Here is a 22,383-nt window from a genome sequence, read left to right on the forward strand (position 1 = left end):
TTTGGCAAAGCCTACATGAATTTTAACCATCGGTTGGTTAAAACTTGGGCAGGATACTATTGGACCGGTTTGGATGAAATGCTTTTCAAAAGGATATTGACAAGCTATGTTCTGTTTGAAAATCCATTTAATTACAGTGAATCCCTCCACTACCCAAGGGTTACCGAAGCGTCCCATTCCTCTCATTTTCTTTCCTCCAAACGCGACATCCGGACCATCATTTACAGTTTGGTCATTGATTTGTGTATCCCCCTTATTGTAAATCCATAGAGAAAAGCAAAACAATTCAACTTTTGAATTGAAGTATATTCCTGGTTAAATGGGGAGTCAAGATTGTTGCTCATAGTCTTAATTACATGAATAAAATCCTTTTTAAGTAAAAAAAGCCCTCCTATTGACGGAGGGCAGTCACCATTCATTCGGTTTCTTTGGGTTCGTCCTTATCGGAATGTCTAGCCTTCAAAACATCAAGCACCGCTTGGAAAGGCAATTCCTGTTCCTGAAGTAGAACGAATAAGTGATAGAGGAGGTCGGCACTTTCCATGGAAAGTTCCTCTGCATCACGGTTCTTAGCAGCAATGATCACTTCAGCCGCTTCTTCTCCGACTTTTTTCAGGATTTTATCAACGCCCTTTTCGAATAAATAGGTTGTATATGAACCTTCAGGCATTTCCGATTTTCTTTTTTCAATCAATTTTTCTAATTCCGTCAAGAAAGTCACATTCACCTTCACGGCTTGTCGGGCTTCACTGTTTAGGTAAATCGATTCGCTAAAACAGCTTGTTGCCCCAGTATGGCACGCAGGACCTGCAGGAATGACTCGAACGACCAATGCATCTTGATCGCAGTCATACTTCATTTCGACGATTTTTTGTGTATTACCGCTGGTTGCTCCTTTATGCCATAATTCATTGCGCGAACGGCTGAAGAAAACCGTTTCGCCCGTTTCAATGGACAATTTTAGAGATTCTTCATTCATGTAAGCAAGTGTCAGCACTTCTCCGGTTCCGGCATCTTGGATAATTGCCGGTATCAGACCTTTTTCGTCGTATTTAATAGTTTCAAGATTCATCGTACAACCACTCCTTGTTGTTTGAGAAACGCTTTGACTTCTTTGACGGATGTTTCTTTATAATGAAAAATCGATGCGGCTAGTGCTGCGTCCGCTTTACCTTCTTCAAAGGCTTCCTGGAAATGCCCAGCGTTACCTGCACCCCCTGAGGCGATGACCGGCACCGAAACAGCTTCAGATACCGCTTTTGTTAAAGCGATATTAAATCCTTGTTTCTCCCCGTCACAATCCATGCTAGTCAATAAAATTTCACCTGCACCACGGCTGACGGCTTCCTTCGCCCAATCGATCACTTCCCATTCAGTCGGTTTTCGACCGCCGTGGGTGTATACGCGCCATGATCCAATCTCTTCCTCATATCTGGCGTCTATAGCGACCACGATACATTGGGCACCAAAATAATCTGAACCCTCATTAATTAAATCCGGCCGCTGAATGGCTGCTGTATTTAAGGATACCTTATCTGCACCAGCGCGTAAGATCTTCTTCATATCCGCTAATGAATTGATACCGCCACCCACTGTGAATGGGATGGCCAAGCTGCCTGCAACGGCTTGAACGACGTCGACAATCGTTTCCCTGCCTTCATGTGAAGCGGAAATATCAAGGAAGACAAGCTCATCGGCACCCTCTTGGTCATAAAAGGCAGCAAGTTCGACCGGATCTCCAGCATCCCTAAGGGAAACAAATTGTATGCCTTTAACTACGCGCCCATCTTTAACATCGAGACAAGGAATAATTCGTTTAGTGAGCATTTAACCACGCACCTTTTCTAGTGCTTCTTCCACAGTAAAGCGATTCGTATAAAGCGCCTTGCCAATGATTGCCCCTGCAATTCCTTGAGCTTCATACTCTTTGAGAGTGATAAGGTCTTCCAGGGAACTAATGCCTCCCGAAGCAATCACGGTTTTCCCAGTTGCCTCCGCCATAGCCAATATACCTTTCACGTTTGGACCCGAAAGCATCCCATCTGTCGCGATATCAGTCACGATAAAGGTCTCTGCACCAGCATCCGCCAGTATTTTACCAAGATCTATCGCAAGCGTTCCAGACGTTTGAAGCCAACCATGTGTGGCAACCATGCCATCCTTCGCATCTATTCCGATTGCGATATGCCTTCCATATTTCCTTATCATATCTTTAGTGAAATCAGGGTCTGAAACGGCCGTGCTGCCCAGAATGACCCGTTCCACTCCATTATCCAGATAATGGGCTATATCCCGTTCCGTACGGATACCGCCGCCGATTTGAATTCGTGCCCCTAACTCCTTTGCAGCTTTAATCACATATGAATCATTGATGCGAACTCCCTCTTTAGCTCCGTCAAGATCGACCATATGTATCCAATCGGCTCCTTGTTCCGCAAAGTTTTTAGCCATATCGAAGGGGGAATCGCCATAAACGGTTTCCTGATTGTAATCTCCCTGGATTAAGCGGACGCATTTGCCACCGCGCATATCAATCGCCGGGTAAATAGTAAAGTTGCTCATGTTCTTTCCTTCCCTTCTACTAATGACAAATAATTTCTCAAAAGTGACATGCCCATCTTCCCGCTTTTTTCCGGGTGGAACTGCATGCCGAATACATTCCCTTTACCGACAATCGCCGGCACATCCACATCATACGTCGCTGAAGCAGTAATAAATGATTCAGCCGTATCTGCGTAATAAGAATGGACGAAATAAACATGTTCCTCTTCCAGACCCTGATTCACTGGTGACTCGTGTTTAAATTCAAGGCGATTCCAGCCCATGTGCGGCACTTTATAAACCTGGTCATTCGCATCCACTCCCTTAAAACGAACCACTTTACCCGGGATGAGAGATAATCCTTTTGCCGGTCCATTTTCCTCACTTTCATCAAATAGAAGCTGCATACCAAGGCAAATGCCCAATAGATACCCACCGCCGGCTACATATTCCTTCAGGAATTCATCCAGCTTTTGTTTTTCCAAAAGACTCATGGCATCCCTGAAAGAGCCCACGCCAGGAAGAATGATCCCTTTCGACTTTGAAAGTTCTTCAGGGTCATCGGAAATGAATGAATCGGCACCAAGCCGCTCAAGCCCTTTACTTACAGAAAATAAATTCCCCATGCCGTAATCGACGATCCCGATCATTTACAACATTCCTTTCGTTGAAGGGATGCCTTTGACCCGGGGATCGATCGTCGTAGCTTCATCCAATGCCCGTCCTAGCGCTTTGAATATTGCCTCGATCATATGATGTGTGTTGTGCCCGTAATGAACGACTACATGAAGGTTCATCCTGGCTTCAAGAGCGAATTTCCAAAGAAACTCGTGCACCAGTTCAGTATCGAAAGTACCAACCTTTTGTGAAGGAAACTCAGCCCTGAACTCAAGATGCGGACGGTTGCTTAAATCGATGACAACCTGGGCTAGTGCTTCATCCATCGGTACGAAAGCATTTCCATAACGTTTTATCCCGCGCTTGTCTCCAAGGGCCTCCAATAACGTTTGACCCAAGCAAATGCCAATATCTTCAGTTGTATGGTGATCATCCACCTCTGTATCGCCGTTTGCATCTACAGATAAATCAAACTTCCCATGCTTCGTGAACAAATCAAGCATATGCGTCATAAACGGAACGCCCGTCTTAATGGTGGAATTACCTTCCCCGTCCACACCAAACTTCAAACTGATTTCCGTTTCATTCGTCTTTCTCTCCACAGTGGCAAAACGTTCCATTACAACTCCTCCTAATCGGGGCAAGACCCCTTTTCCCAAGATGTATAAAGCTTTTCAAAAGTCTTATATAAGTATTTCCCTTATTTCGTAAGGATTCAGGAACTATTTCCTGGATTCATTCACACCACGTGATTCTATGGCACGGGCGTGAGCCTCAAGTCCTTCCATGCGGGCAAATGCCGCGATTTTTTCTGCATTTTTACGGAAGGCCGTTTCACTATACATGATGATGCTCGATTTCTTTTGGAAATCATCAACATTAAGCGGGCTGGAAAAACGGGCGGTTCCATTTGTAGGCAACACATGATTGGGACCTGCAAAGTAATCCCCAACAGGCTCCGAACTAAAGCGGCCAATGAAGATTGCCCCGGCATGCCTGATTTTAGCCATGACTTCAAGTGCATCATTGGTCACAATCTCCAAATGTTCCGGTGCAAGTTCATTAATGGCTTCAACAGCTTCTGCCATATTTCCACATACAATGATTCTTCCATAATCCTTTATGGATGCTGCAGCAATATCATGGCGTGGAAGCACCGCCACCTGCTTGGCCACTTCCTCAGCCACATCTTCTGCAAGAGATGCTGACGTCGTCACCAAAACACTGCAAGCACGGGCATCATGCTCTGCCTGTGATAGCAAGTCTGCCGCGACTTCTTTGGCGATGGCGGACTCGTCCGCCAATACCGCTATTTCACTTGGTCCTGCAATCATATCAATGGCGACATCCCCGAATACTTCCCGCTTGGCTAACGCCACATAAATATTTCCCGGCCCCACTATTTTATCCACTTTCTTTATTGTTTCCGTCCCATAAGCGAGTGCCGCTATGGCCTGTGCCCCGCCAACTTTATATATTTCCGTAATACCGGCAATTTTGGCAGCAGCCAAAACCGCTGGCGATAATTTCCCATCTTTCCCTGGAGGAGATACCATAACGATCCGTTCCACTCCCGCAGCCTTTGCAGGCATCGTATTCATCAGTACAGATGAAGGGTATGCCGCTGTGCCTCCAGGTACATAAACACCCACAGCATCAAGAGGTGTTAATTTTTGTCCTAGCATCGTTCCCGTATCGTCAGTAGTAAACCATGAATTTCTAATTTGTTTCTCGTGAAACAATCGAATATTATTCGCAGCTTCTTTAAGAATATTAAGCTGCTCCGTGGCTAAGGACGCTATCGCTTCTTCCATTTCCTGTTCCGATACAAGTAATTCCCCCGGACTGACACCATCGAATCTTTCGGTATAACTAAGTAAAGCGGCGTTTCCACTTTTCCTGACATCATAAATGATATCCTGAACCGCTTTTCTTTGATCGGCAGTACCTGCATCGACCGAACGTTTCAGTGAAATCCCTTCTGCAAACCGTTCTATTTTCATACGCTCACCTCATTAGCGATTCTTTACTGTTCAATTATTTCTGCTAGCCGATCCACAATTTCAGTAATCCTTGCTTCTTTAATTCGATAGCTGACAGGGTTTGCCACAAGCCTCGAAGTCACATCGGCAATTTTTGCATATTCCACGAGACCATTTTCCTTTAATGTCCGCCCCGTTGAAACGATATCCACAATTCGTTCAGCTAAACCAATTAACGGCGCTAACTCAATAGACCCATTCAACTTAATAATCTCGACTTGCTCTCCCTGCTCTCGAAAATAACTGGAGGCAACATTCGGATATTTGCTGGCTATTTTGGGGGCGATGTCACTTATTTTCGTACCAGGCAGACCAGCTACAGCTAAGTAGCAGGTACTGATTTTCAAATCAAGTAACTCATAAACATCACGTTCTTCCTCTAACATGACATCCTTCCCTGCAATTCCAATGTCAGCGACACCGTGTTCCACATAGGTTACGACATCCATCGGTTTAGCTAAAATGAAACGCAGATTCTCCTCTTCCACTTCAAGGATCAATTTCCTGGAATCATCAAACTCAGGAGGGAGACGAAAATCGGCCCTTCTTAAAAGCTCTGCCGCTTCTTCAAATATTCTCCCTTTCGGCATCGCAATCGTTAAAAAGCTATTATTCATCTTTTCCATTCCCTCCATTCCCTACAAATAAATGCACTTCTGAAAATGTTCTTGTAAAAGCATCGACATTTTGAACGACTGTAATATCTTGAATCGTTACCAAATTTCCTTCGGATCGTTTTATTCTTGCAAATTCAATGGCTTCCAATCTCCGTTCGGGACTGAATAAAATACATTCTGGTGCGACAGGCTGCATCGGCTCCCCAAGAGCTTCTGCAAGACGATCCACCCGGATTGCAAAACCAGTGGCAGAAGCATTCCAACCGAACTTTTCAAGCAGATTATCATACCGGCCGCCATTGCCGATTGGCGAACCCACATGTCCCGCATACACTTCAAATAAAGTTCCCGTGTAATAACTCATATGACTGACCAATGTTAAGTCGAAGCTCACATATTGATCAACGCCAAATTCTTTCAACTGCGCAGACAATTCCTTCAGTTCAGCCAAAGAATCTTGCCCTTCATTATTTTCAATCAGCCCTAGAGCCTTTTTCAGGGTGCCTTCACTGCCTCTTAAGGAGGTAAATTCGATAAGCCGCTGTTTATCAATGGATGAAAGCGGCAGCGATTTTACATGCTCCCGAAAACCAACATAATTCTTTTCATATAAAAACTTCCTTAATTTAGAGGCTCTTTCCTCCGTACCTAAAATGCTTAAGAAAAATTCTTGTAAAAATCCTATATGTCCAATCGAAATCTTAAAATCCTGAAGACCCGCAGCCTTTAGAACATCAGCAAGCAGGGCAATCATTTCAGCATCGGCACTTATTGACTTATTCCCGATACACTCAATACCAATCTGTTCAAATTCTGCCGGCCGGCCTCCTTCACGCTGCTGTGCTCGATATACATTCGCAGAATAGGCCAGGCGAAGCGGAATTTGCTGTTTTAACAGTTTGGATGCTGCGACTCGTGCAATGGGGGCTGTCATCTCGGGACGCAGTACGAGCGTATGTCCCTGGGAATCAAGAAGTTTAAACAACTGTTGATCTAAAATTGCCGAAGCCTCGCCAATCGTTTCATAATATTCCAATGCAGGAGTTTCAATAAATTGGTAACCCCACTTCTTGATTTCATCACTCATTTTATTTCTGGCCGACACTTTCGTTTCATATAGCACCGGCAATGTATCTCTCATGCCTAACGGTTTCTCAAACATAAATGGCTTTGTCACGACTGCACATCCTTTTGAAATATTGAAAACTATATATATCCAATCGGTCTGCCTTATAGGCAAAAACCGATGTCATTGCCACTATTCCTTTTTTGTTTATACCTTTATCTTTCCAAGGTTGCACGCTTAAATCCAAATTTCAGATAACATATAAAAATAGTATCAAATAAAATGTCATAATCATATAAATAATCTCAATAATCTATTAAATCGCTTTAGTTCGCTAATATGGTAGCGAGATGAAGTTATTAATAGTTTACTCCTGCCCCTTCCTCACGTCAAGAAAAAAGTGCCTCCAATCCCACGACGCTCTTTGATATTTCTTCATGATCGTTTTAAGGTCAAACGGAAGGGGTCATACCTTTTTCCCCGGATATTTATTCCTATCTTTAGCCATTCATTGTTATTAATGTATACCTTTTGGTTTAGCTGTTTTATAATAATTCAGGAGTTTGGATATATTAGAAAATTTTAGGGGGAAATGGAATTGAAGAGATATCTTTCATTTTTTTTGGCGCTTATTGTTCTTTTTTCGCTGAGTTTAAGCGGAACAAAGGGTTTTGCGGCCACTAAGATCAACCAGGATGAGCTTAATGCATACCTTTCTGAAGTTAGGATGACACAAGAAGAATTGGAAGAATATTTAGGCTATTACGACCTAACATTGAATGAACTGGAATCGGTAGAAGAGTTGCGTGATACATTAGGGCCGGCCGTCACTCCCGAGACTTTATTGACTCTACTTAAAGAATATGAAATGACAGAAGCAGAACTTACGGAATTATTGGTAGAATACGGCGAACTGGAAGAGGGAGATTCCATCGTCGATACCTTCCACTTCATTTACGACATAGAAGATATCATCGATTTAGAAATGGGTTATGAAGATGAAGAGACGGAATATGATGATGAAGAGATCATCGATTTAATGAACGGGCTCTTTACTGAGATCGGTCTTACGGACGAAGAGCTCGACAGATTCATGAACCATCTTTTACCTATCGTCGAGGACCCTTCCTTTGAAGATCGCTTAATGGCCATTTCCGATAGGATGGATCAACTCGAATATTTCGAAACAATTGATGAATTGTCTGCAGAGCAAGTGGCTGAATTGCTTTCGATATATAATGATCTGCAAAGTTTGCTGCAAATTCAATTCAAATTCGCCTTGATACATGATGGTGTAACTACTAACCTATCCCTTGAGGCTTTATTCCAGCTTAAGGATTTGACGAATGCTAGTTTACTAGTTTCCATTTATGATCTAAACGGCAATCTTTTGCTCGATTTTAAATTGACAGGTGAAATGATCGGTTCCGATTTAGTGAAAGAAACAGGTAATGACATTAAACAGTCAACTAAGGTCATTTCTAAAGTGGTTGATGTAAAAAAGGAAAAGAAGAAACCCGTAAAAACCGTACATAAAACGGAAAAAGGCGGAGTGCTTCCTAAAACGGCTGGTAATTACCTATTCGGTGCTTTAATCGGTTTAGTGATGATGGGCATCGCTTTCGGATTAATTAGAAAAGCGAGACTTGCTAATTAAGATGAGAGAAAATAGGCAATCCAGGCATAAGAGAAAATGGTTACTCATCACTGCTGTTTGCTTTTTAATCATAGGTTTTTATTTTACAACGACCAACGCCTATACACTGTTAAAAGGCTATGCCATATATAAATGGAATAAGTCTGATACAAATGAGGTAACTGCTAAGCTCTCAGAACCGGAGGCGACGGCTAAGCTCCCAGAACCGGAGGCAACGGCTAAACTACCCGAACCGAAGACGAATGCAGATATTCCCGATGGGCGCGAACTTTATGATGAACGACCGGAGACAGGTGATTTGATGGGTGAGCTTTATATTCCAAAAATCGAGGCAACTCTCCCAATTTACCACGGAACGGACGAAGATGAACTCGAAAAGGGCGTCGGCCATTATGCAGGGTCTGTCCTCCCTGGTGAAAAGGATAATTCCGTTTTATCCGGTCATCGAGATACTATTTTCAGAGATCTGGGTGAAGTCGGTCAAGGTGACTTGCTGATTACCAAGACAGAAGCAGGTACGTTTACATATAAAGTGAGGAAGGTACGTATCGTCGATGCAGATGACCGTACCGTGATCGTTCCCAAACCTAAAGCCACACTTACAGTAACAACCTGCTATCCTTTTTCATATATCGGCAGTGCACCAGAACGGTACGTATTGGTTGCCGATTTATTGAAAACGGAAATGAATAAATGAGATATGGGGGCTGAAGTTATTCAGCCCCCTATTCATAAATCTTAAATGGATAGTAGATCACCTAAAAATGAACTGAGTCCGTTATATCCAAAATGCCATTAAAAAGGACCTGCCGCATAAATGGGCAAGTCCTTTTTCATAAGGAAGTTTGCTGATCCCGCTCAAGCATTTCCTCTTTGGTATATATGATTTTCATTGGATTTCCGCCGACGAAAGCTCCCTCTGGAACATCCTTATGGACAAGCGTCCCCGCAGAGACAATCGCCCCATTTCCAATTGAAAGTCCTGGAAGGATGGTCGAATTGGCTCCGATCAATACCTCATCCCCGATAACTACATCTCCTAAACGATATTCATGAATCAAATATTCATGAGCAAGAATCGTCGTATTATAGCCAATGACTGTATTTATTCCCACTGATATTTTTTCCGGAAACATCACATCCGGCATGACCATCAAGGCAAACGAAGTATGCTTTCCGACTTTCATATGTAAAAAAGTCCTGTAAAGCCAATTCTTCATACCGAGAAAAGGCGTATAACGCGCTAGCTGTATCACCACAAAGTTCTTTACGACTTTCCAGAAAGGAACGGTCTTATACACATGCCATAGTGAATTAGCCCCTTCAACTGGATAGCGGAACGTACGTCTCATCTTCTAGCCTCCGTGAGCTTTTCAACCTCAACGATATTCAATAAATCTGCCATTTGCTCCAGCATATAGTCTGGGTGATAACTTTCCAAAAATTCACGGCCTTTAATGGACCATGAGACCCCTGCCGTTTTTGTACCTGTGTTTTTCCCGCCAAGAATATCATGATAACTGTCGCCAATCATGATCGCTTCTTCAGGAACCGAACCGAGTTGATTTAAAGCTTTTACCAAAGGCTCTGGATCCGGCTTTGCATTTTGCACCTCATCAAGTGTGACCACCACTTCAAAGAATTGATCCAGTTTGCTTAAACGCAGGCCCTTTTCGACGACATCACGTTTCTTTGTCGTAACGACTGCCAATTTATAGCCGCTCTGCTTCAATGCTTGAACGGTTTCGTATACCCCGTCAAATTGTGTGACAAGCAAATCATGGTTCTTCCAATTATGCTCCCGATAGAAAGCGATCATTTCATCCACTCGCGTCGGATCGATGGAAGAAAAAGTATCAACCAAAGTCGGGCCGATAAATGGAATGATATCTTCCCGATTGAACTTTCCAGGACAAAAATGGTTTAAAGTTTCTGTAAAAGAGGCGATGATCAATTCATTTGTATTGATCAACGTACCATCAAGATCAAATAATAATGTAGTTATGTTACTGTTCATATACAGCTTCCTTTCTCTGTACACTGTCAGTCCGATTCCAAATATACGCAACGACCATCGTTAGAACAATAGCAGTGAGTAACCGAATAAGTAACAACGGCAAGACCGGAATCCCCAGTGGAATAAAAATCAGTGTGTCTTCTACAACAGCATGGCAGGCAACTAAAAAGATGAATGCAATCGTCATATCCTTCTTCGAGACATTATCTTCCTTTGCTGCTTGAATCATTACGCCAGCCCCATATGCCAATCCAAGAGTCAGACCTGTAACGAAAGGCATGGAAGCATTCGGTTTCATCCCAAGGACCTTCATAAAGGGAGCAAGGGCTTTTGAGAAGGCTTCCAGCCATTTTAAATCTTTCATGATTTGAACCACTACCATAAGCGGTATAACGATGACCGCCAGCTGGGCGATTCCGGAAAGGGCCTGGATTACACCATGTATAAGGATTGCACCCGCTCCGTTAATCTCTGCCGTCTCCCCGATAGCCACTCCTTGTGCCATTTCAGATCCGCCCTGCCAAACAAGATTGATGACGACCGCTGACAAAAGTGCAAGCCCGATCCGTACTGTTAAAATGATCCACAGCTTCACTCCGGTTTTCATCGCCACACCAGACTCAATCAATAGATTATGTGAAAAAGATAGCATCGTAGCGATAATAAAAACCTCTTTCACAGTCAAATCAAGCGTTAATATGCCTGCTATCGCTGCGTATAAATTCAGGAAATTCCCTAACACGAGCGGAATTGCCGCATCCCCTGGAAGACCGATGAGATTCATCAAAGGCGCTATCAAGTTAATGATAAATGGCAGTACAGGCGTATATTGAAGCACAGTGACGATCAGAGTAACTGGAAATATCACTTTACCCAAAGACCAAGTTGTATTCAAGCCGGAAAGAAGTCCCCTTTTAACCGAATCCACTATCACTATGCCCTCTCCCTTTACACATATTCCCTATGCATCTAAGTATCTTTTGTCTGCATGCCCACGGACCCTTCTATAGACCACTAAAGCAATGGCCACAGCTACCAGGACAATCGAGATCACTTGTGCGATACGCAGCGACTCCGTCAGCATCAAACTATCCGTCCGCAAACCTTCAATGTAAAAACGGCCGATGGAATACCATAATACATAAGTTAAAAATAGTTCACCCCTGCGCAAGTTCACTTTCCGTAAACTTAAGAGGATGATTACACCGACTATATTCCAAATCGATTCATACAAAAAGGTTGGGTGATAATACGTACCGTTTATGTACATTTGATTAATGATGAATTCAGGCAAATGCATATTTTCCAGGAATGACCTTGTTATTTCTCCCCCATGTGCTTCCTGATTCATGAAATTACCCCAACGGCCAATTGCCTGCCCCAACAATAAACTCGGTGCAGCAATATCCGCCAGCTTCCAAAATGAGACTTTCTTGACCTTGGCAAAAACTATGGCAGTCAATACCGCTCCAATCAGCGCACCGTGTATGGCAATTCCGCCATTCCATATTTTTATGATATCCCCCGGGTTTTGTGAATAGTACTCCCATTGGAAGATGACATAATAAATACGGGCACTAATGATCGCAATTGGGACAGCAAACAAAATCATATCGGTAAAAACTTCCTTATCGAGACCTCTTCGCTCAGATTCCCTTAAAGCGATAATAAGACCCAGTAACACACCGAAACCGATGATCAGTCCATACCAATGAACCTGAATAGGGCCAAGATCAATCGCTATTGGATTCAGCGGTTGTATTCCTTGTTCCATATTGTCCCCTCTTTTCCTATATACCTTTTAAAATTCATCATGTTCAGGATCTGCAATTGCATGATTCAAGCGATCTGAAAACTGTTCTGCAGCATTTACTCCCATTCGTTTCAGGCGGTAATTCATGGCTGCCACCTCAATGATAACAGCTAAGTTTCGACCTGGGCGCACAGGTACGGTAATTTTCGTCACTTCCGTATCAATGATTTTCATTTTTTCTTCATCAAGACCCACCCGGTCATACTGCTTGTTTTTTTCCCATAGTTCCAGATTGATGACGATTGAGATCTTTTTATTGCTCCGGACTGCACCAGCTCCAAAAAGCGTCATTACATTAATGATTCCCAACCCTCTTATTTCAAGAAGATGTTCGATTAAATCCGGGGCATTCCCGACTAGCGTATCTTGGTCTTCCTGCCTGATTTCGACGCAATCATCGGCTACGAGGCGATGACCCCGTTTCACTAATTCCAAGGCTGTCTCACTTTTACCGACACCGCTTTTCCCGGTGATCAACACACCCAGCCCATAGATATCCACCAATACACCATGAACAGCAGTAGTTGGTGCCAACCTACTTTCAAGGAAATTGGTCAAACGGCTGTATAAGCGCGTTGTCTTCATATTAGATCTCATCACAGGAACGGATTCCCGCTCAGAAGCTTCTATCAACTCTATCGGCACTTCCTGACCACGCGTAATGATGATGCCTGGAGTAAAGTCCCTGCATAACTCTTCCATCCTCTGTATTCGATCCGGTTCATTCAACCGATTAAAAAAGGACATTTCCGTCATGCCTAAAAGCTGTACTCGATCCGCGGGATAATAATCAAAAAAACCGGCTATTTCAAGTCCTGGACGAGATAAATCACTCGTGACAATTGGACGGTTAATTCCTTCTTCCCCACTGATAAGTTCTAGACCGAACGCTTCAACTATATCTTTTGTACGGACTTTTGCCATATATCTTTCCTCCTTTTGGAGCGATGCTATTTTTAGAGATACTTTTTCTATTTTAGCATTTTTCTGTTAATAACCAAACAAAGCATTATCGATTTATTGTTTTTTTATTCACTCCGCCCGGATGATGGCACGGGATGGCCCCATAACCAGTAAAGAGATGAGAGGAACATACATGAATACTTACACCAAAATAAAAGCAAGCCCGCCAATTTATATTGGCGGGCTTTCAGACTGTGGACAACTCGATGACAATCGATTTTGTCTACAGTTTTTTAAGGTCTTGCACAATTTAACGTTGATTTTCACTCCAGGAACTCGCTTTCCGCGGGCGGTTCGCCTTTGCTCCTGCGGGGTCTCCTTAGACACGCTTTTCCCGCAGGAGTCTCGTACCTTACGTTCCAATAAACTTTGTTTTGAAATTTAGATAGAGCCCCTTTTGTCTACGAACAGAAAGCCCGTCTGGCAGGCTTTCTGCTTCTTCAGGAAACTGTTATCGCGGCAGTCTTTGTTTCTGCAAAAACATGAAGCACAGGAACCTCTTCTTTAACCGTCTTAAACTTAAGGACTTTCTGAACCACATCACTTTTCTCTTCGATGATGGTCATCCCTTCCAAAGTTACATTAAAGCTTCCTAAATTAGATTTCAACTCTCCCTCAATCGCCTTACCTGGTGGCAGGATCAGCTGGACTTTCCCAGTAATAGACTTAGCATGGATTGAATCGCAATCCATCCCTGAATTCGTACAGACGATTTCCCCATTGAAAGTCTGGACATCCAGTTTCTTGAAGTATCCATTGGCATTAATCGCCCCATTCAAGGTCTCAGCTTCCAAGTCATTAAAGTTGGTATCTGAAATGGTGATCATCCCGTTACCCGTTTCAAGCTCACACGAATCACCCGTACCCTGCATGATATGAATGGCACCATTCGCTGTCTTCGCTTTAAGGTTCTCCGATTTCAAAGATTCAGTCGTGATTGCACCATTGAACATCCTTACATGAATGACTTCATATTCCTTCCTTGGAATGTACATGATCGTATCGACCTTTATGGATTTCTCACTAACCTTGAACATCATCTTTCCATCTTCAATCGAAAAATCGACTTCTTCCAAAAAGTTTTTCCTAGCTTCTTCTATATCTTCCACCCGGTATACCTTTGCCTGGCATTCAACCCTGACATCATTATGGTCCCATGCAGCGATTTTTATTTTCCCATTTGCTATATCTACATCAACTTCATTGAGGAAATCAAAATCATGCTGAAAAATATGACTGACCTCCACAGATTTCCCGAAATTGAAATCAAGGTCCGTTTCTTTGATTTTCTTAAAAGCACTTTCAACGAAATCAATAATCTTTTCTTTCGATGACTGGATATTCTTCTTAAACGTATCCTGAGTGCTTCCTTCGCTTTTCTTATCCACGACTACCGTCGATAATTCATTCTGCAATTTCTGCTCTTTAGCTTCACTTTCCTGACTGGCTTTATCCAATTCTTCCAAAAGACCCATCGCTTCTTCCGCTGATAACTTTCCATCCTGAATCATTTCTAAAATTTTCTTTCTTTCCTCCTGCATGAACATTCCTCGCTTTCTTCTATCATTTTATTCATACATACGCCTAGATATCTAAAAAGTTTCATAAATACCCTTTTTCCCATCATTCGACAAAGGAAAATGACAATTTCCGAAAAGGAAAGATGTATCATTTCCCCGGAAATATCCTGTTTTCCTATTGTTTAATCAAATGATTGATTAAATGCACACCGTCATTTTTCTACAAAAAAACAAGCCGGATGGCTTGTTCTTTTAAGCATGTTCATGCTCTTGTTCTTTTTCTTCAATCCAATTTTCCATGCGAATTTGATCACGGGTCAGTACAGGTTTTAAGTATTTTCCCGTATATGATTCGGAAACTTCACATATTTTTTCAGGTGTTCCATAAGTGACGATCGTTCCGCCCTTATCTCCGCCTTCCGGTCCTAGGTCAATAATATGGTCCGCCGTCTTGATGACATCCAGATTATGCTCAATCACCAAAACTGTATCCCCATTGTCAACCAGCCGCTGCAGGACCTCGAGCAACCTTGCTATATCGTGGACATGAAGTCCGGTAGTTGGTTCATCCAAGATATAAAAGGATCTCCCAGTGGAACGGCGATGCAATTCAGAAGCAAGTTTCACCCTTTGCGCTTCACCGCCTGATAAAGTAGTAGCAGGCTGTCCAAGCTTGATATAACCCAAACCAACGTCAAAAATCGTTTGTAGCTTCCGTTTGATTTTCGGGATATTTTCAAAGAAACTAACGCCTTCCTCAACTGTCATATCGAGAATGTCGGAAATGTTTTTCCCTTTATATTTCACTTCAAGCGTTTCCCTGTTATAACGTTTTCCATGACAGATTTCACATGGGACATAGACATCCGGGAGAAAATGCATTTCTATCTTGATAATCCCATCACCACGGCATGCTTCACAGCGGCCGCCCTTCACATTGAAGCTGAACCGTCCTTTTTTATAACCGCGAATCTTCGCTTCATTAGTCGAGGCAAAAACGTCACGAACATCATCAAATACACCTGTATAGGTAGCTGGATTTGATCGTGGGGTTCTACCGATCGGTGACTGGTCAATATCAATGACTTTATCTAAATGCTCAATTCCCTTGATCTCACGAAAATCGCCTGGTCTAGCTTTTGCCCGGTTCAGCTTTTGAGCCAATGACTTATGGAGGATCTCATTCACTAATGTACTTTTCCCTGATCCCGAGACTCCTGTAACGGCTGTAAAGACTCCAAGAGGGAATTTAACATTAACGTTTTTTAAATTATTTTCCTTGGCACCTTTTATTTCAATGACGCGGCCATCATTTTTCCGGCGTTCCAATGGCAATGGAATGAATTTCTTCCCTGCTAAATATTGGCCCGTTAAGGATTTAGGATTATTCATGACCTCTTCCGGAGTTCCAGCGGCCACTATTTCTCCTCCATGTGCTCCTGCGCCCGGACCAACATCGATCAAATAATCCGCAGCAAGCATCGTATCTTCATCGTGCTCGACAACAATCAGGGTGTTCCCGATTTCGCGCATATTCTTCAATGTTTCAATTAATCGATCGTTATCCCTCTGATGCAGCCCTATTGAAGGTTCATCTAAAATGTACAGGACTCCCGTCAAACGGGAACCGATCTGCGTCGCCAATCGTATACGCTGCGCTTCGCCACCTGATAATGTCCCTGCTGCCCTGCTCAAAGTCAAATATTCCAAACCTACATTAGCCAGGAATCCGAGCCGCTCACGAATCTCACGTAAAATCAATCTCGCAATGGCAGCTTCCTTTTCCGTCAAATCCAGCTCATCAAAAAATACTAACGCATCTTCCACTGATAAAGCTGTTGTTTCACTTATATGGACCCCTTGAATGAGCACGGAAAGACTCTCTTTTTTCAATCGATGACCCTTACAGGTTGGACAGTGATGTTCTGACATATATTTCTGCATTTGCTCACGAATATAGTCTGAACTCGTCTCCTTGAAGCGCCTTTCGATATTTCTTAAAACTCCTTCAAAAGGAATATATCCTTCTTGCACTCTTCCAAAATCATTTTTATACCGGAAATATATCTTATCTTTACCTGAACCAAGCAAGACCTTCTCCAATTTATCTTCCGGTAAATCTTTAACGGGGATATCCATATCTATCCCATAATGGTTGGCCACCGCTTCAAGAAGCTGAGGATAATATTGAGAACTCGTCGGCTCCCATGGCGCGATAGCATGTTGACGGAGGCTTAATTCCTTATTGGGTATGACCAGATCACGGTCCACCTCAAGCCTCGCCCCCAAACCATCACAATCCGGGCAGGCTCCAAACGGGCTATTGAAGGAGAACATCCTCGGCTCTAACTCTTCAATCGAAAACCCGCAGTATGGACAAGCATGATGTTCACTGAACAGCAGCTCTTCTTCACCCATGACGTCAATGATGACTTTGCCTTCACCGAGCTTCAAAGCACTTTCCAATGAATCTGCAAGCCGCGCCATGACACCCTCTTTAATGACGATCCGGTCTATAATGACTTCAATCGAATGTTTTTTATTTTTTTCGAGAGTGATCTCATCACTAAGATCATGCATTTCCCCGTTCACACGAATGCGGACATATCCTTGTTTCTTAACTTCCTCCAAAACTTTTGCATGTGTCCCTTTTCTGCCTGAGACAAGCGGTGCCAATACCTGAAGCTTGGTACGCTCAGGGTAATCAAGAATGCGGTCCACCATTTGCTCAATCGTTTGTGAGGTAATTTCAATATTATGGATCGGACAGGTCGGCCTGCCGACCCGTGCAAATAACAGCCTTAAATAATCATAGATTTCCGTCACAGTCCCTACGGTTGAACGCGGATTTCGACTGGTCGTTTTCTGGTCTATGGAAATGGCTGGCGACAAACCTTCGATCGCATCGACATCCGGTTTATCCACTTGGCCTAAGAATTGACGGGCATAAGCGGACAGTGATTCTACATAACGCCTTTGCCCTTCTGCATAAATCGTGTCAAAAGCCAAGGAAGACTTTCCAGATCCGGATAAGCCGGTCAGCACGACAAGTTTGTCTCTCGGTATCGTGATATCAATATTCTTTAAATTATTGGCCCTGGCGCCTTTTATCACAATTTTATCCATTGCCATGTTTCGTCACCCTTCCGCTTTTAACTCTAGTAATAAATCACGCAGCTCGGCAGCTCGCTCGAAGTCCAGTGCCTTTGCCGCTTCCTTCATTTCTTTTTCCATGCTTGCCATCACTTTTACGCGCTCCTTTTTAGGAAGCTTCGCGAGACTTGGTGCAAGATCTTCTTTATACGCTTCTCCTTCTTCCGCTACGTGAGTGGCCCTGATGGAGTCCCGGATATCCTTTTGAATGGTCTGCGGCATTATTCCATGCTCTTTATTATAATTTTCCTGAATTTCACGGCGCCGCTTCGTTTCATTGATGGCTAGTTCCATCGAATTCGTGATGCGGTCCGCATACATGATGACGTGGCCGTTGGCATTACGGGCTGCACGGCCCATCGTTTGAATAAGCGAGCGCTCCGAGCGAAGGAACCCTTCTTTATCGGCATCCAGAATTGTCACTAATGACACTTCCGGAATATCCAGGCCTTCCCTTAAAAGATTGATTCCCACGAGTACATCATATTTGCCCATTCGCAGTTCCCGGATGATTTCTATCCTATCCAAGGTCTTCACTTCCGAATGAAGGTATTGGACCTTGATGCCAATTTCCTTTAAATAATCGGTTAAATCCTCAGACATCTTTTTCGTTAAGGTCGTAATGAGGACTCGCTCGTTCTTTTTGACGCGCTCTTGTATTTCACCGATCAAGTCATCTATCTGTCCTTCAATCGGCCGCACTTCTATCGTTGGATCCAGCAAGCCGGTAGGACGGATGATCTGCTGAACCATTTCTGGCGTATGTTCGAGTTCATATGGTCCCGGAGTTGCCGAAACGAATATGGATTGATGGACCTTTTTTTCAAATTCTTCAAATCTTAGCGGGCGGTTATCCTTTGCAGACGGCAGACGGAAGCCATGATCGACGAGTACTTGCTTACGTGCCTGATCCCCATTGAACATTCCCCGGATTTGCGAAAGGGTCACGTGTGATTCATCCACGACCAAAAGGAAATCCTCTGGAAAGTAATCCATTAAAGTGTAAGGTGTCGCACCTGAGGGGCGAAGCGTTAAATGGCGGGAATAGTTCTCGATCCCTGAACAAAAGCCCATTTCCCGCATCATTTCCAAATCATAACGGGTCCTCTGCTCCAAGCGCTGGGCTTCAAGGAGCTTTTCATCTTCCCTTAATTCCTTCAATCGCTCTTCCAGTTCCGTTTCGATATTTTGAACGGCTATCCTCATTTTCTCTTCGCGAGTAACGAAATGGGAAGCCGGGAAAATGGCGATATGTTCACGTTCACCGGTGATTTCACCAGTCAGGGCATCCACTTCACGGATACGGTCAATCTCATCTCCGAAAAACTCGACCCTTACGCAATGTTCATCACGTGAGGCAGGGAAAATTTCGACCACGTCGCCACGAACGCGGAAAGTCCCCCGTTGGAAAGCAATATCATTCCGCTCATATTGAATATCCACGAGTCTGTGCAGCAAGGTGTTCCGGTCTATTTCCATGCCTGTTCGGAGAGAAACGACCATCTCGCGGTACTCTTCCGGGGAACCGAGTCCATATATGCACGAAACGCTGGCGATGATGATGACATCTTTCCTTTCGAACAATGAAGAGGTAGCCGAGTGACGCAGTTTATCGATTTCATCATTGATGCTTGCATCTTTTTCAATGAATGTATCCGTGGATGGAACATAAGCTTCTGGCTGGTAGTAATCATAATAGCTGACGAAGTATTCAACGGCATTATTTGGGAAAAACTCTTTGAATTCACTGTAAAGCTGTCCTGCCAACGTTTTATTATGGGCAATGACAAGAGTCGGTTTATTTATTTGTTGAATCACATTGGAAACGGTGAACGTCTTCCCTGTCCCCGTTGCCCCCAATAATGTCTGCATTTCCTTGCCTTCTTTAATGCCTTCGACAAGCATTTCAATTGCTGCAGGTTGATCTCCTTCAGGAGAGTATTTTGAGACTAACTCAAACTTATCCTTCACCAAGCATAGCCTCCTATTGAAATATTTTTATATGAAAACGGGACATGGCTATATCCCTTCTATTTATTCCGGTTTAAGAATGTATATATACACATTCTACCACAATCGCCTCAAAACAAACCAGCGATAAGCGAACATCCATTCTGCTTTTTGTTTATAGACTCGATGGGTATTGAGGGGAATGACAAGTTGAGTACAAAAAAAGCACCTTTGATGTCAGGCGCTCTTGGATGTTTGTTTCATCATTCTTTTTGATAACCAAAATCCCACAGTCAGGGATAAGGCATCCACGATGATCAATAAGTTTGTATGCGTATAACCTTTATATGCGGAAGCTGTAATCAAGGCAACCGTTAAAACAAGGCCAACGACATTGTTATAGGTGACTCTTGAAAATAGCATGACAAGTAGACAAGGAAGGAAAAGGGCAGAAAGAATTTTAATCATTTTTTCATCTCCTTTATAAGAGAAAAATAGAGTAGTTTCAGTTTAAATGATTATGAAGTTTTTTGCCAATCTATTTCCTGCTTGATTTTAGACGGCATCCCCTGAAGACCATTCCACCCATCCATAAATTATGCCCATTAAAAAAAGAAGCAAACCCTTTAAAGGGAAGTTTGCTTCCTTTCAGACCAATCAATATGGATCTGCTTCATGTCCTTTTCTGACTGCATCCTCTGGGTTATCCGTTCCACCCATAGGTTTTGAAGATTCCGTATGTTCAGAAGCCGAGGCTAATCCCTCTTTTAATCTGCGGCCATACTCTTCATCAGCCTCTTCGGCAAGGGCTATCATTTTTTCCTGAATGCGCTTGTCGGCAGGAGCCAATGCCGACACTAAATTGGAGATTAAATCGTCTTTTTCCCAATCTTCGAATTCACGGAATGTTTCACCAGCCTGCTTCGTATTGTTTTGGCGATCGATTGTCTCACGAACAAGTTTTCCTTCTACCAAAGGTGTATGCTCCTTGCCCGTCTGCTTGGCTTCTTTCAAACCTCCTACAGTTGATGGTTCGTAGTTGATGTGGGGGCTTTGGTTACCTCTGCCAACTTCATATTGCATCTGTCCGCCCGTCTGATTCGTGGCTGTTGGCTTCTTTGGAGCATTGATCGGCAATTGCAGATAATTCGCGCCAACACGGTGACGCTGTGTATCGGAATAAGAGAATGTACGTCCCTGTAACATCTTGTCATCAGAGAAGTCCAGTCCATCCACTAGGACACCCGTGCCGAATGCAGCCTGTTCCACTTCAGTGAAGTAGTCTTCCGGGTTTTTATCCAATACCATCGTACCGACATGCAGCCATGGGAACTCATCTTTCGGCCAGATCTTTGTGTCATCAAGAGGATCAAAATCCAACTCGGGATGATCATCATCACTCATGATCTGTACGTTGAGATCCCATTCCGGGTAGTCCCCGCGTTCGATCGCTTCATATAAATCCTGTGTGGCATGATTGAAATTCGTAGCTTGAATTTCATTAGCCTCTTGCTGCGTCAGGTTCTTGATCCCTTGTTTCGGTTCCCAGTGATATTTAACAAGTACGGCTTTGCCTTCCTCATTCACCCATTTATAAGTATTGACCCCTGACCCTTGCATCATGCGGTAGTTAGCTGGAATGCCCCAAGGGGAAAACACAAAGGTAATCATATGGAATGTTTCCGGGGAACTCGAGCAAAAATCGAAAATCCTTCTGCCGTCCTGAATATTCGTGACCGGATCCGGTTTGAAGGCATGAATTAAATCCGGGAATTTCATGGCATCACGGATAAAGAAAATTTTCAGGTTATTGCCTACAAGATCCCAATTTCCATCTTCCGTATAAAATTTAACGGCAAATCCCCTGGGGTCACGTAACGTTTCCGGGGAAGTCCCTCCATGAATAACAGAAGAAAACCTCACGAATACCGGTGTTTTTTTACCTTCTTCCTGAAAAACCTTCGCTCTCGTATATTTTGAAATCGGCTCGTCCCCCGCTTTACCAGTTGGAACAAAATAACCATGTGCACCTGCACCACGGGCATGCACCACCCGTTCAGGAATACGCTCCCTATCGAAGTGGCTGATCTTTTCCAGGAAATCGTAGTTCTCAAGTGTACTAGGACCTCTGTTTCCTACAGTTCTAAGACTCTGGTTATTCGTTACGGGGTGCCCTTGCCTGTTCGTTAATGTTTCTTTCGATTCATCATTTGTTTTTTTTGATTTATCAGACAAAAAAATCCCTCCTATGTTAATTAATTCCACAATACAACTATACTTTCCCCTATTCCCTATATTTCACTCTTCAATCTTCAAACTTTATTGAAATTGGATAAATGAGTGCTTTTCTCATATATGAATGAGTTCATTTTCACAACACCAACAACATATCTTCATAACATCGAATTAAAAACGGGCTGACTACT

General features: G+C 43.3%; 20 protein-coding genes and 1 pseudogene. 2 read left to right on the forward strand and 19 right to left on the reverse strand.

Annotated features, from left to right (window positions below; genetic code table 11):
- Positions 1 to 87: 87 nt before the first annotated feature.
- The 9 genes and pseudogenes from ABIE66_RS26100 to ABIE66_RS26140 all read right to left on the reverse strand — a co-directional run.
- A pseudogene (locus tag ABIE66_RS26100) lies at positions 88 to 276 on the reverse strand (aldehyde dehydrogenase); the annotation flags it as partial.
- A 139-nt stretch (positions 277 to 415) separates the two neighbouring features.
- Positions 416 to 1,072: a bifunctional phosphoribosyl-AMP cyclohydrolase/phosphoribosyl-ATP diphosphatase HisIE gene (hisIE, locus tag ABIE66_RS26105; protein ID WP_289326948.1), complete on the reverse strand. Its 657-nt coding sequence runs from the start codon at positions 1,070 to 1,072 to the stop codon at positions 416 to 418.
- Positions 1,069 to 1,827 (reverse strand): imidazole glycerol phosphate synthase subunit HisF, encoded by a 759-nt coding sequence (hisF, locus tag ABIE66_RS26110; protein ID WP_370016786.1) that lies wholly within the window; start codon positions 1,825 to 1,827, stop codon positions 1,069 to 1,071. Before hisF ends, hisIE begins: the two co-directional genes overlap by 4 nt.
- Positions 1,828 to 2,562, reverse strand: a complete 735-nt coding sequence (gene hisA / locus ABIE66_RS26115; RefSeq protein WP_370016787.1) for a 1-(5-phosphoribosyl)-5-[(5-phosphoribosylamino)methylideneamino]imidazole-4-carboxamide isomerase — start codon at positions 2,560 to 2,562, stop codon at positions 1,828 to 1,830.
- Complete coding sequence (gene hisH / locus ABIE66_RS26120) at positions 2,559 to 3,191, reverse strand: imidazole glycerol phosphate synthase subunit HisH (protein WP_370016788.1); 633 nt, start codon at positions 3,189 to 3,191, stop codon at positions 2,559 to 2,561. Before hisH ends, hisA begins: the two co-directional genes overlap by 4 nt.
- Positions 3,192 to 3,779 (reverse strand): imidazoleglycerol-phosphate dehydratase HisB, encoded by a 588-nt coding sequence (gene hisB / locus ABIE66_RS26125; protein ID WP_370016789.1) that lies wholly within the window; start codon positions 3,777 to 3,779, stop codon positions 3,192 to 3,194.
- Between the two features lie 102 nt (positions 3,780 to 3,881).
- Positions 3,882 to 5,162 (reverse strand): histidinol dehydrogenase, encoded by a 1,281-nt coding sequence (gene hisD / locus ABIE66_RS26130; protein ID WP_370016790.1) that lies wholly within the window; start codon positions 5,160 to 5,162, stop codon positions 3,882 to 3,884.
- Positions 5,163 to 5,185: 23 nt separating this feature from the next.
- Positions 5,186 to 5,818: an ATP phosphoribosyltransferase gene (gene hisG / locus ABIE66_RS26135; RefSeq protein ID WP_370017120.1), complete on the reverse strand. Its 633-nt coding sequence runs from the start codon at positions 5,816 to 5,818 to the stop codon at positions 5,186 to 5,188.
- Complete coding sequence (locus tag ABIE66_RS26140) at positions 5,811 to 6,995, reverse strand: ATP phosphoribosyltransferase regulatory subunit (RefSeq protein WP_289314414.1); 1,185 nt, start codon at positions 6,993 to 6,995, stop codon at positions 5,811 to 5,813. Before ABIE66_RS26140 ends, hisG begins: the two co-directional genes overlap by 8 nt.
- Before the next feature lie 487 nt (positions 6,996 to 7,482).
- Here ABIE66_RS26140 and ABIE66_RS26145 point away from each other — a divergent pair, with 487 nt between their 5' ends.
- Complete coding sequence (locus ABIE66_RS26145; RefSeq protein WP_370016791.1) at positions 7,483 to 8,541, forward strand: processed acidic surface protein; 1,059 nt, start codon at positions 7,483 to 7,485, stop codon at positions 8,539 to 8,541.
- Position 8,542: 1 nt separating this feature from the next.
- Positions 8,543 to 9,238 (forward strand): class D sortase, encoded by a 696-nt coding sequence (locus tag ABIE66_RS26150; RefSeq protein WP_370016792.1) that lies wholly within the window; start codon positions 8,543 to 8,545, stop codon positions 9,236 to 9,238.
- Between the two features lie 136 nt (positions 9,239 to 9,374).
- On the opposite strand, the gene ABIE66_RS26155 is transcribed toward ABIE66_RS26150, so the two are convergent.
- The 10 genes from ABIE66_RS26155 to ABIE66_RS26200 all read right to left on the reverse strand — a co-directional run bounded on the left by ABIE66_RS26155 (position 9,375) and on the right by ABIE66_RS26200 (position 22,192).
- The gene (locus ABIE66_RS26155; RefSeq protein ID WP_061465570.1) at positions 9,375 to 9,893 is read right to left on the reverse strand and encodes an acyltransferase; all 519 of its coding nucleotides are present in this window, start codon (positions 9,891 to 9,893) and stop codon (positions 9,375 to 9,377) included.
- Positions 9,890 to 10,558: a pyrophosphatase PpaX gene (ppaX, locus tag ABIE66_RS26160; protein ID WP_370016793.1), complete on the reverse strand. Its 669-nt coding sequence runs from the start codon at positions 10,556 to 10,558 to the stop codon at positions 9,890 to 9,892. Before ppaX ends, ABIE66_RS26155 begins: the two co-directional genes overlap by 4 nt.
- Positions 10,548 to 11,492, reverse strand: a complete 945-nt coding sequence (locus ABIE66_RS26165) for a nucleoside recognition domain-containing protein (RefSeq protein WP_289326956.1) — start codon at positions 11,490 to 11,492, stop codon at positions 10,548 to 10,550. Before ABIE66_RS26165 ends, ppaX begins: the two co-directional genes overlap by 11 nt.
- Before the next feature lie 27 nt (positions 11,493 to 11,519).
- Positions 11,520 to 12,332: a prolipoprotein diacylglyceryl transferase gene (gene lgt / locus ABIE66_RS26170; RefSeq protein ID WP_289326957.1), complete on the reverse strand. Its 813-nt coding sequence runs from the start codon at positions 12,330 to 12,332 to the stop codon at positions 11,520 to 11,522.
- A 27-nt stretch (positions 12,333 to 12,359) separates the two neighbouring features.
- On the reverse strand, positions 12,360 to 13,295 hold the full coding sequence (gene hprK / locus ABIE66_RS26175) for an HPr(Ser) kinase/phosphatase (protein ID WP_034309933.1): 936 nt from the start codon (positions 13,293 to 13,295) through the stop codon (positions 12,360 to 12,362).
- Positions 13,296 to 13,774: 479 nt separating this feature from the next.
- Positions 13,775 to 14,875, reverse strand: coding sequence for a DUF4097 family beta strand repeat-containing protein (locus ABIE66_RS26180; protein ID WP_370016794.1), 1,101 nt, complete (start codon positions 14,873 to 14,875; stop codon positions 13,775 to 13,777).
- A 231-nt stretch (positions 14,876 to 15,106) separates the two neighbouring features.
- On the reverse strand, positions 15,107 to 17,986 hold the full coding sequence (uvrA, locus tag ABIE66_RS26185; protein ID WP_370016795.1) for an excinuclease ABC subunit UvrA: 2,880 nt from the start codon (positions 17,984 to 17,986) through the stop codon (positions 15,107 to 15,109).
- Positions 17,987 to 17,992: 6 nt separating this feature from the next.
- Positions 17,993 to 19,978, reverse strand: coding sequence for an excinuclease ABC subunit UvrB (gene uvrB / locus ABIE66_RS26190; RefSeq protein WP_370016796.1), 1,986 nt, complete (start codon positions 19,976 to 19,978; stop codon positions 17,993 to 17,995).
- 216 nt (positions 19,979 to 20,194) lie between these two features.
- Positions 20,195 to 20,425 carry a CsbA family protein gene (locus tag ABIE66_RS26195; RefSeq protein WP_289326962.1) on the reverse strand — a complete coding sequence of 77 codons (231 nt, stop codon included), beginning with the start codon at positions 20,423 to 20,425 and terminating at the stop codon, positions 20,195 to 20,197.
- 189 nt (positions 20,426 to 20,614) lie between these two features.
- Complete coding sequence (locus ABIE66_RS26200; RefSeq protein ID WP_370016797.1) at positions 20,615 to 22,192, reverse strand: catalase; 1,578 nt, start codon at positions 22,190 to 22,192, stop codon at positions 20,615 to 20,617.
- Positions 22,193 to 22,383 lie beyond the last annotated feature (191 nt).

It is taken from the genome of Peribacillus sp. B2I2, assembly GCF_041261685.1.
Classification (GTDB): Bacteria; Bacillota; Bacilli; order Bacillales; family DSM-1321; genus Peribacillus.

Bases quoted from the DNA above. Each gene is read 5' to 3' on its own strand.
- uvrA (WP_370016795.1), bottom strand. From the start codon at position 17,986: ATGGCAATGGATAAAATTGTGATAAAAGGCGCCAGGGCCAATAATTTA.
- hisA (WP_370016787.1), bottom strand. From the start codon at position 2,562: ATGAGCAACTTTACTATTTACCCGGCGATTGATATGCGCGGTGGCAAA.
- hisG (WP_370017120.1), bottom strand. From the start codon at position 5,818: ATGAATAATAGCTTTTTAACGATTGCGATGCCGAAAGGGAGAATATTT.
- ppaX (WP_370016793.1), bottom strand. From the start codon at position 10,558: ATGAACAGTAACATAACTACATTATTATTTGATCTTGATGGTACGTTG.
- ABIE66_RS26180 (WP_370016794.1), bottom strand. From the start codon at position 14,875: ATGCAGGAGGAAAGAAAGAAAATTTTAGAAATGATTCAGGATGGAAAG.
- ABIE66_RS26150 (WP_370016792.1), top strand. From the start codon at position 8,543: ATGAGAGAAAATAGGCAATCCAGGCATAAGAGAAAATGGTTACTCATC.
- ABIE66_RS26155 (WP_061465570.1), bottom strand. From the start codon at position 9,893: ATGAGACGTACGTTCCGCTATCCAGTTGAAGGGGCTAATTCACTATGG.
- hisB (WP_370016789.1), bottom strand. From the start codon at position 3,779: ATGGAACGTTTTGCCACTGTGGAGAGAAAGACGAATGAAACGGAAATC.
- hisH (WP_370016788.1), bottom strand. From the start codon at position 3,191: ATGATCGGGATCGTCGATTACGGCATGGGGAATTTATTTTCTGTAAGT.
- lgt (WP_289326957.1), bottom strand. From the start codon at position 12,332: ATGGAACAAGGAATACAACCGCTGAATCCAATAGCGATTGATCTTGGC.
- hisD (WP_370016790.1), bottom strand. From the start codon at position 5,162: ATGAAAATAGAACGGTTTGCAGAAGGGATTTCACTGAAACGTTCGGTC.
- hisIE (WP_289326948.1), bottom strand. From the start codon at position 1,072: ATGAATCTTGAAACTATTAAATACGACGAAAAAGGTCTGATACCGGCA.
- ABIE66_RS26195 (WP_289326962.1), bottom strand. From the start codon at position 20,425: ATGATTAAAATTCTTTCTGCCCTTTTCCTTCCTTGTCTACTTGTCATG.
- hisF (WP_370016786.1), bottom strand. From the start codon at position 1,827: ATGCTCACTAAACGAATTATTCCTTGTCTCGATGTTAAAGATGGGCGC.
- hprK (WP_034309933.1), bottom strand. From the start codon at position 13,295: ATGGCAAAAGTCCGTACAAAAGATATAGTTGAAGCGTTCGGTCTAGAA.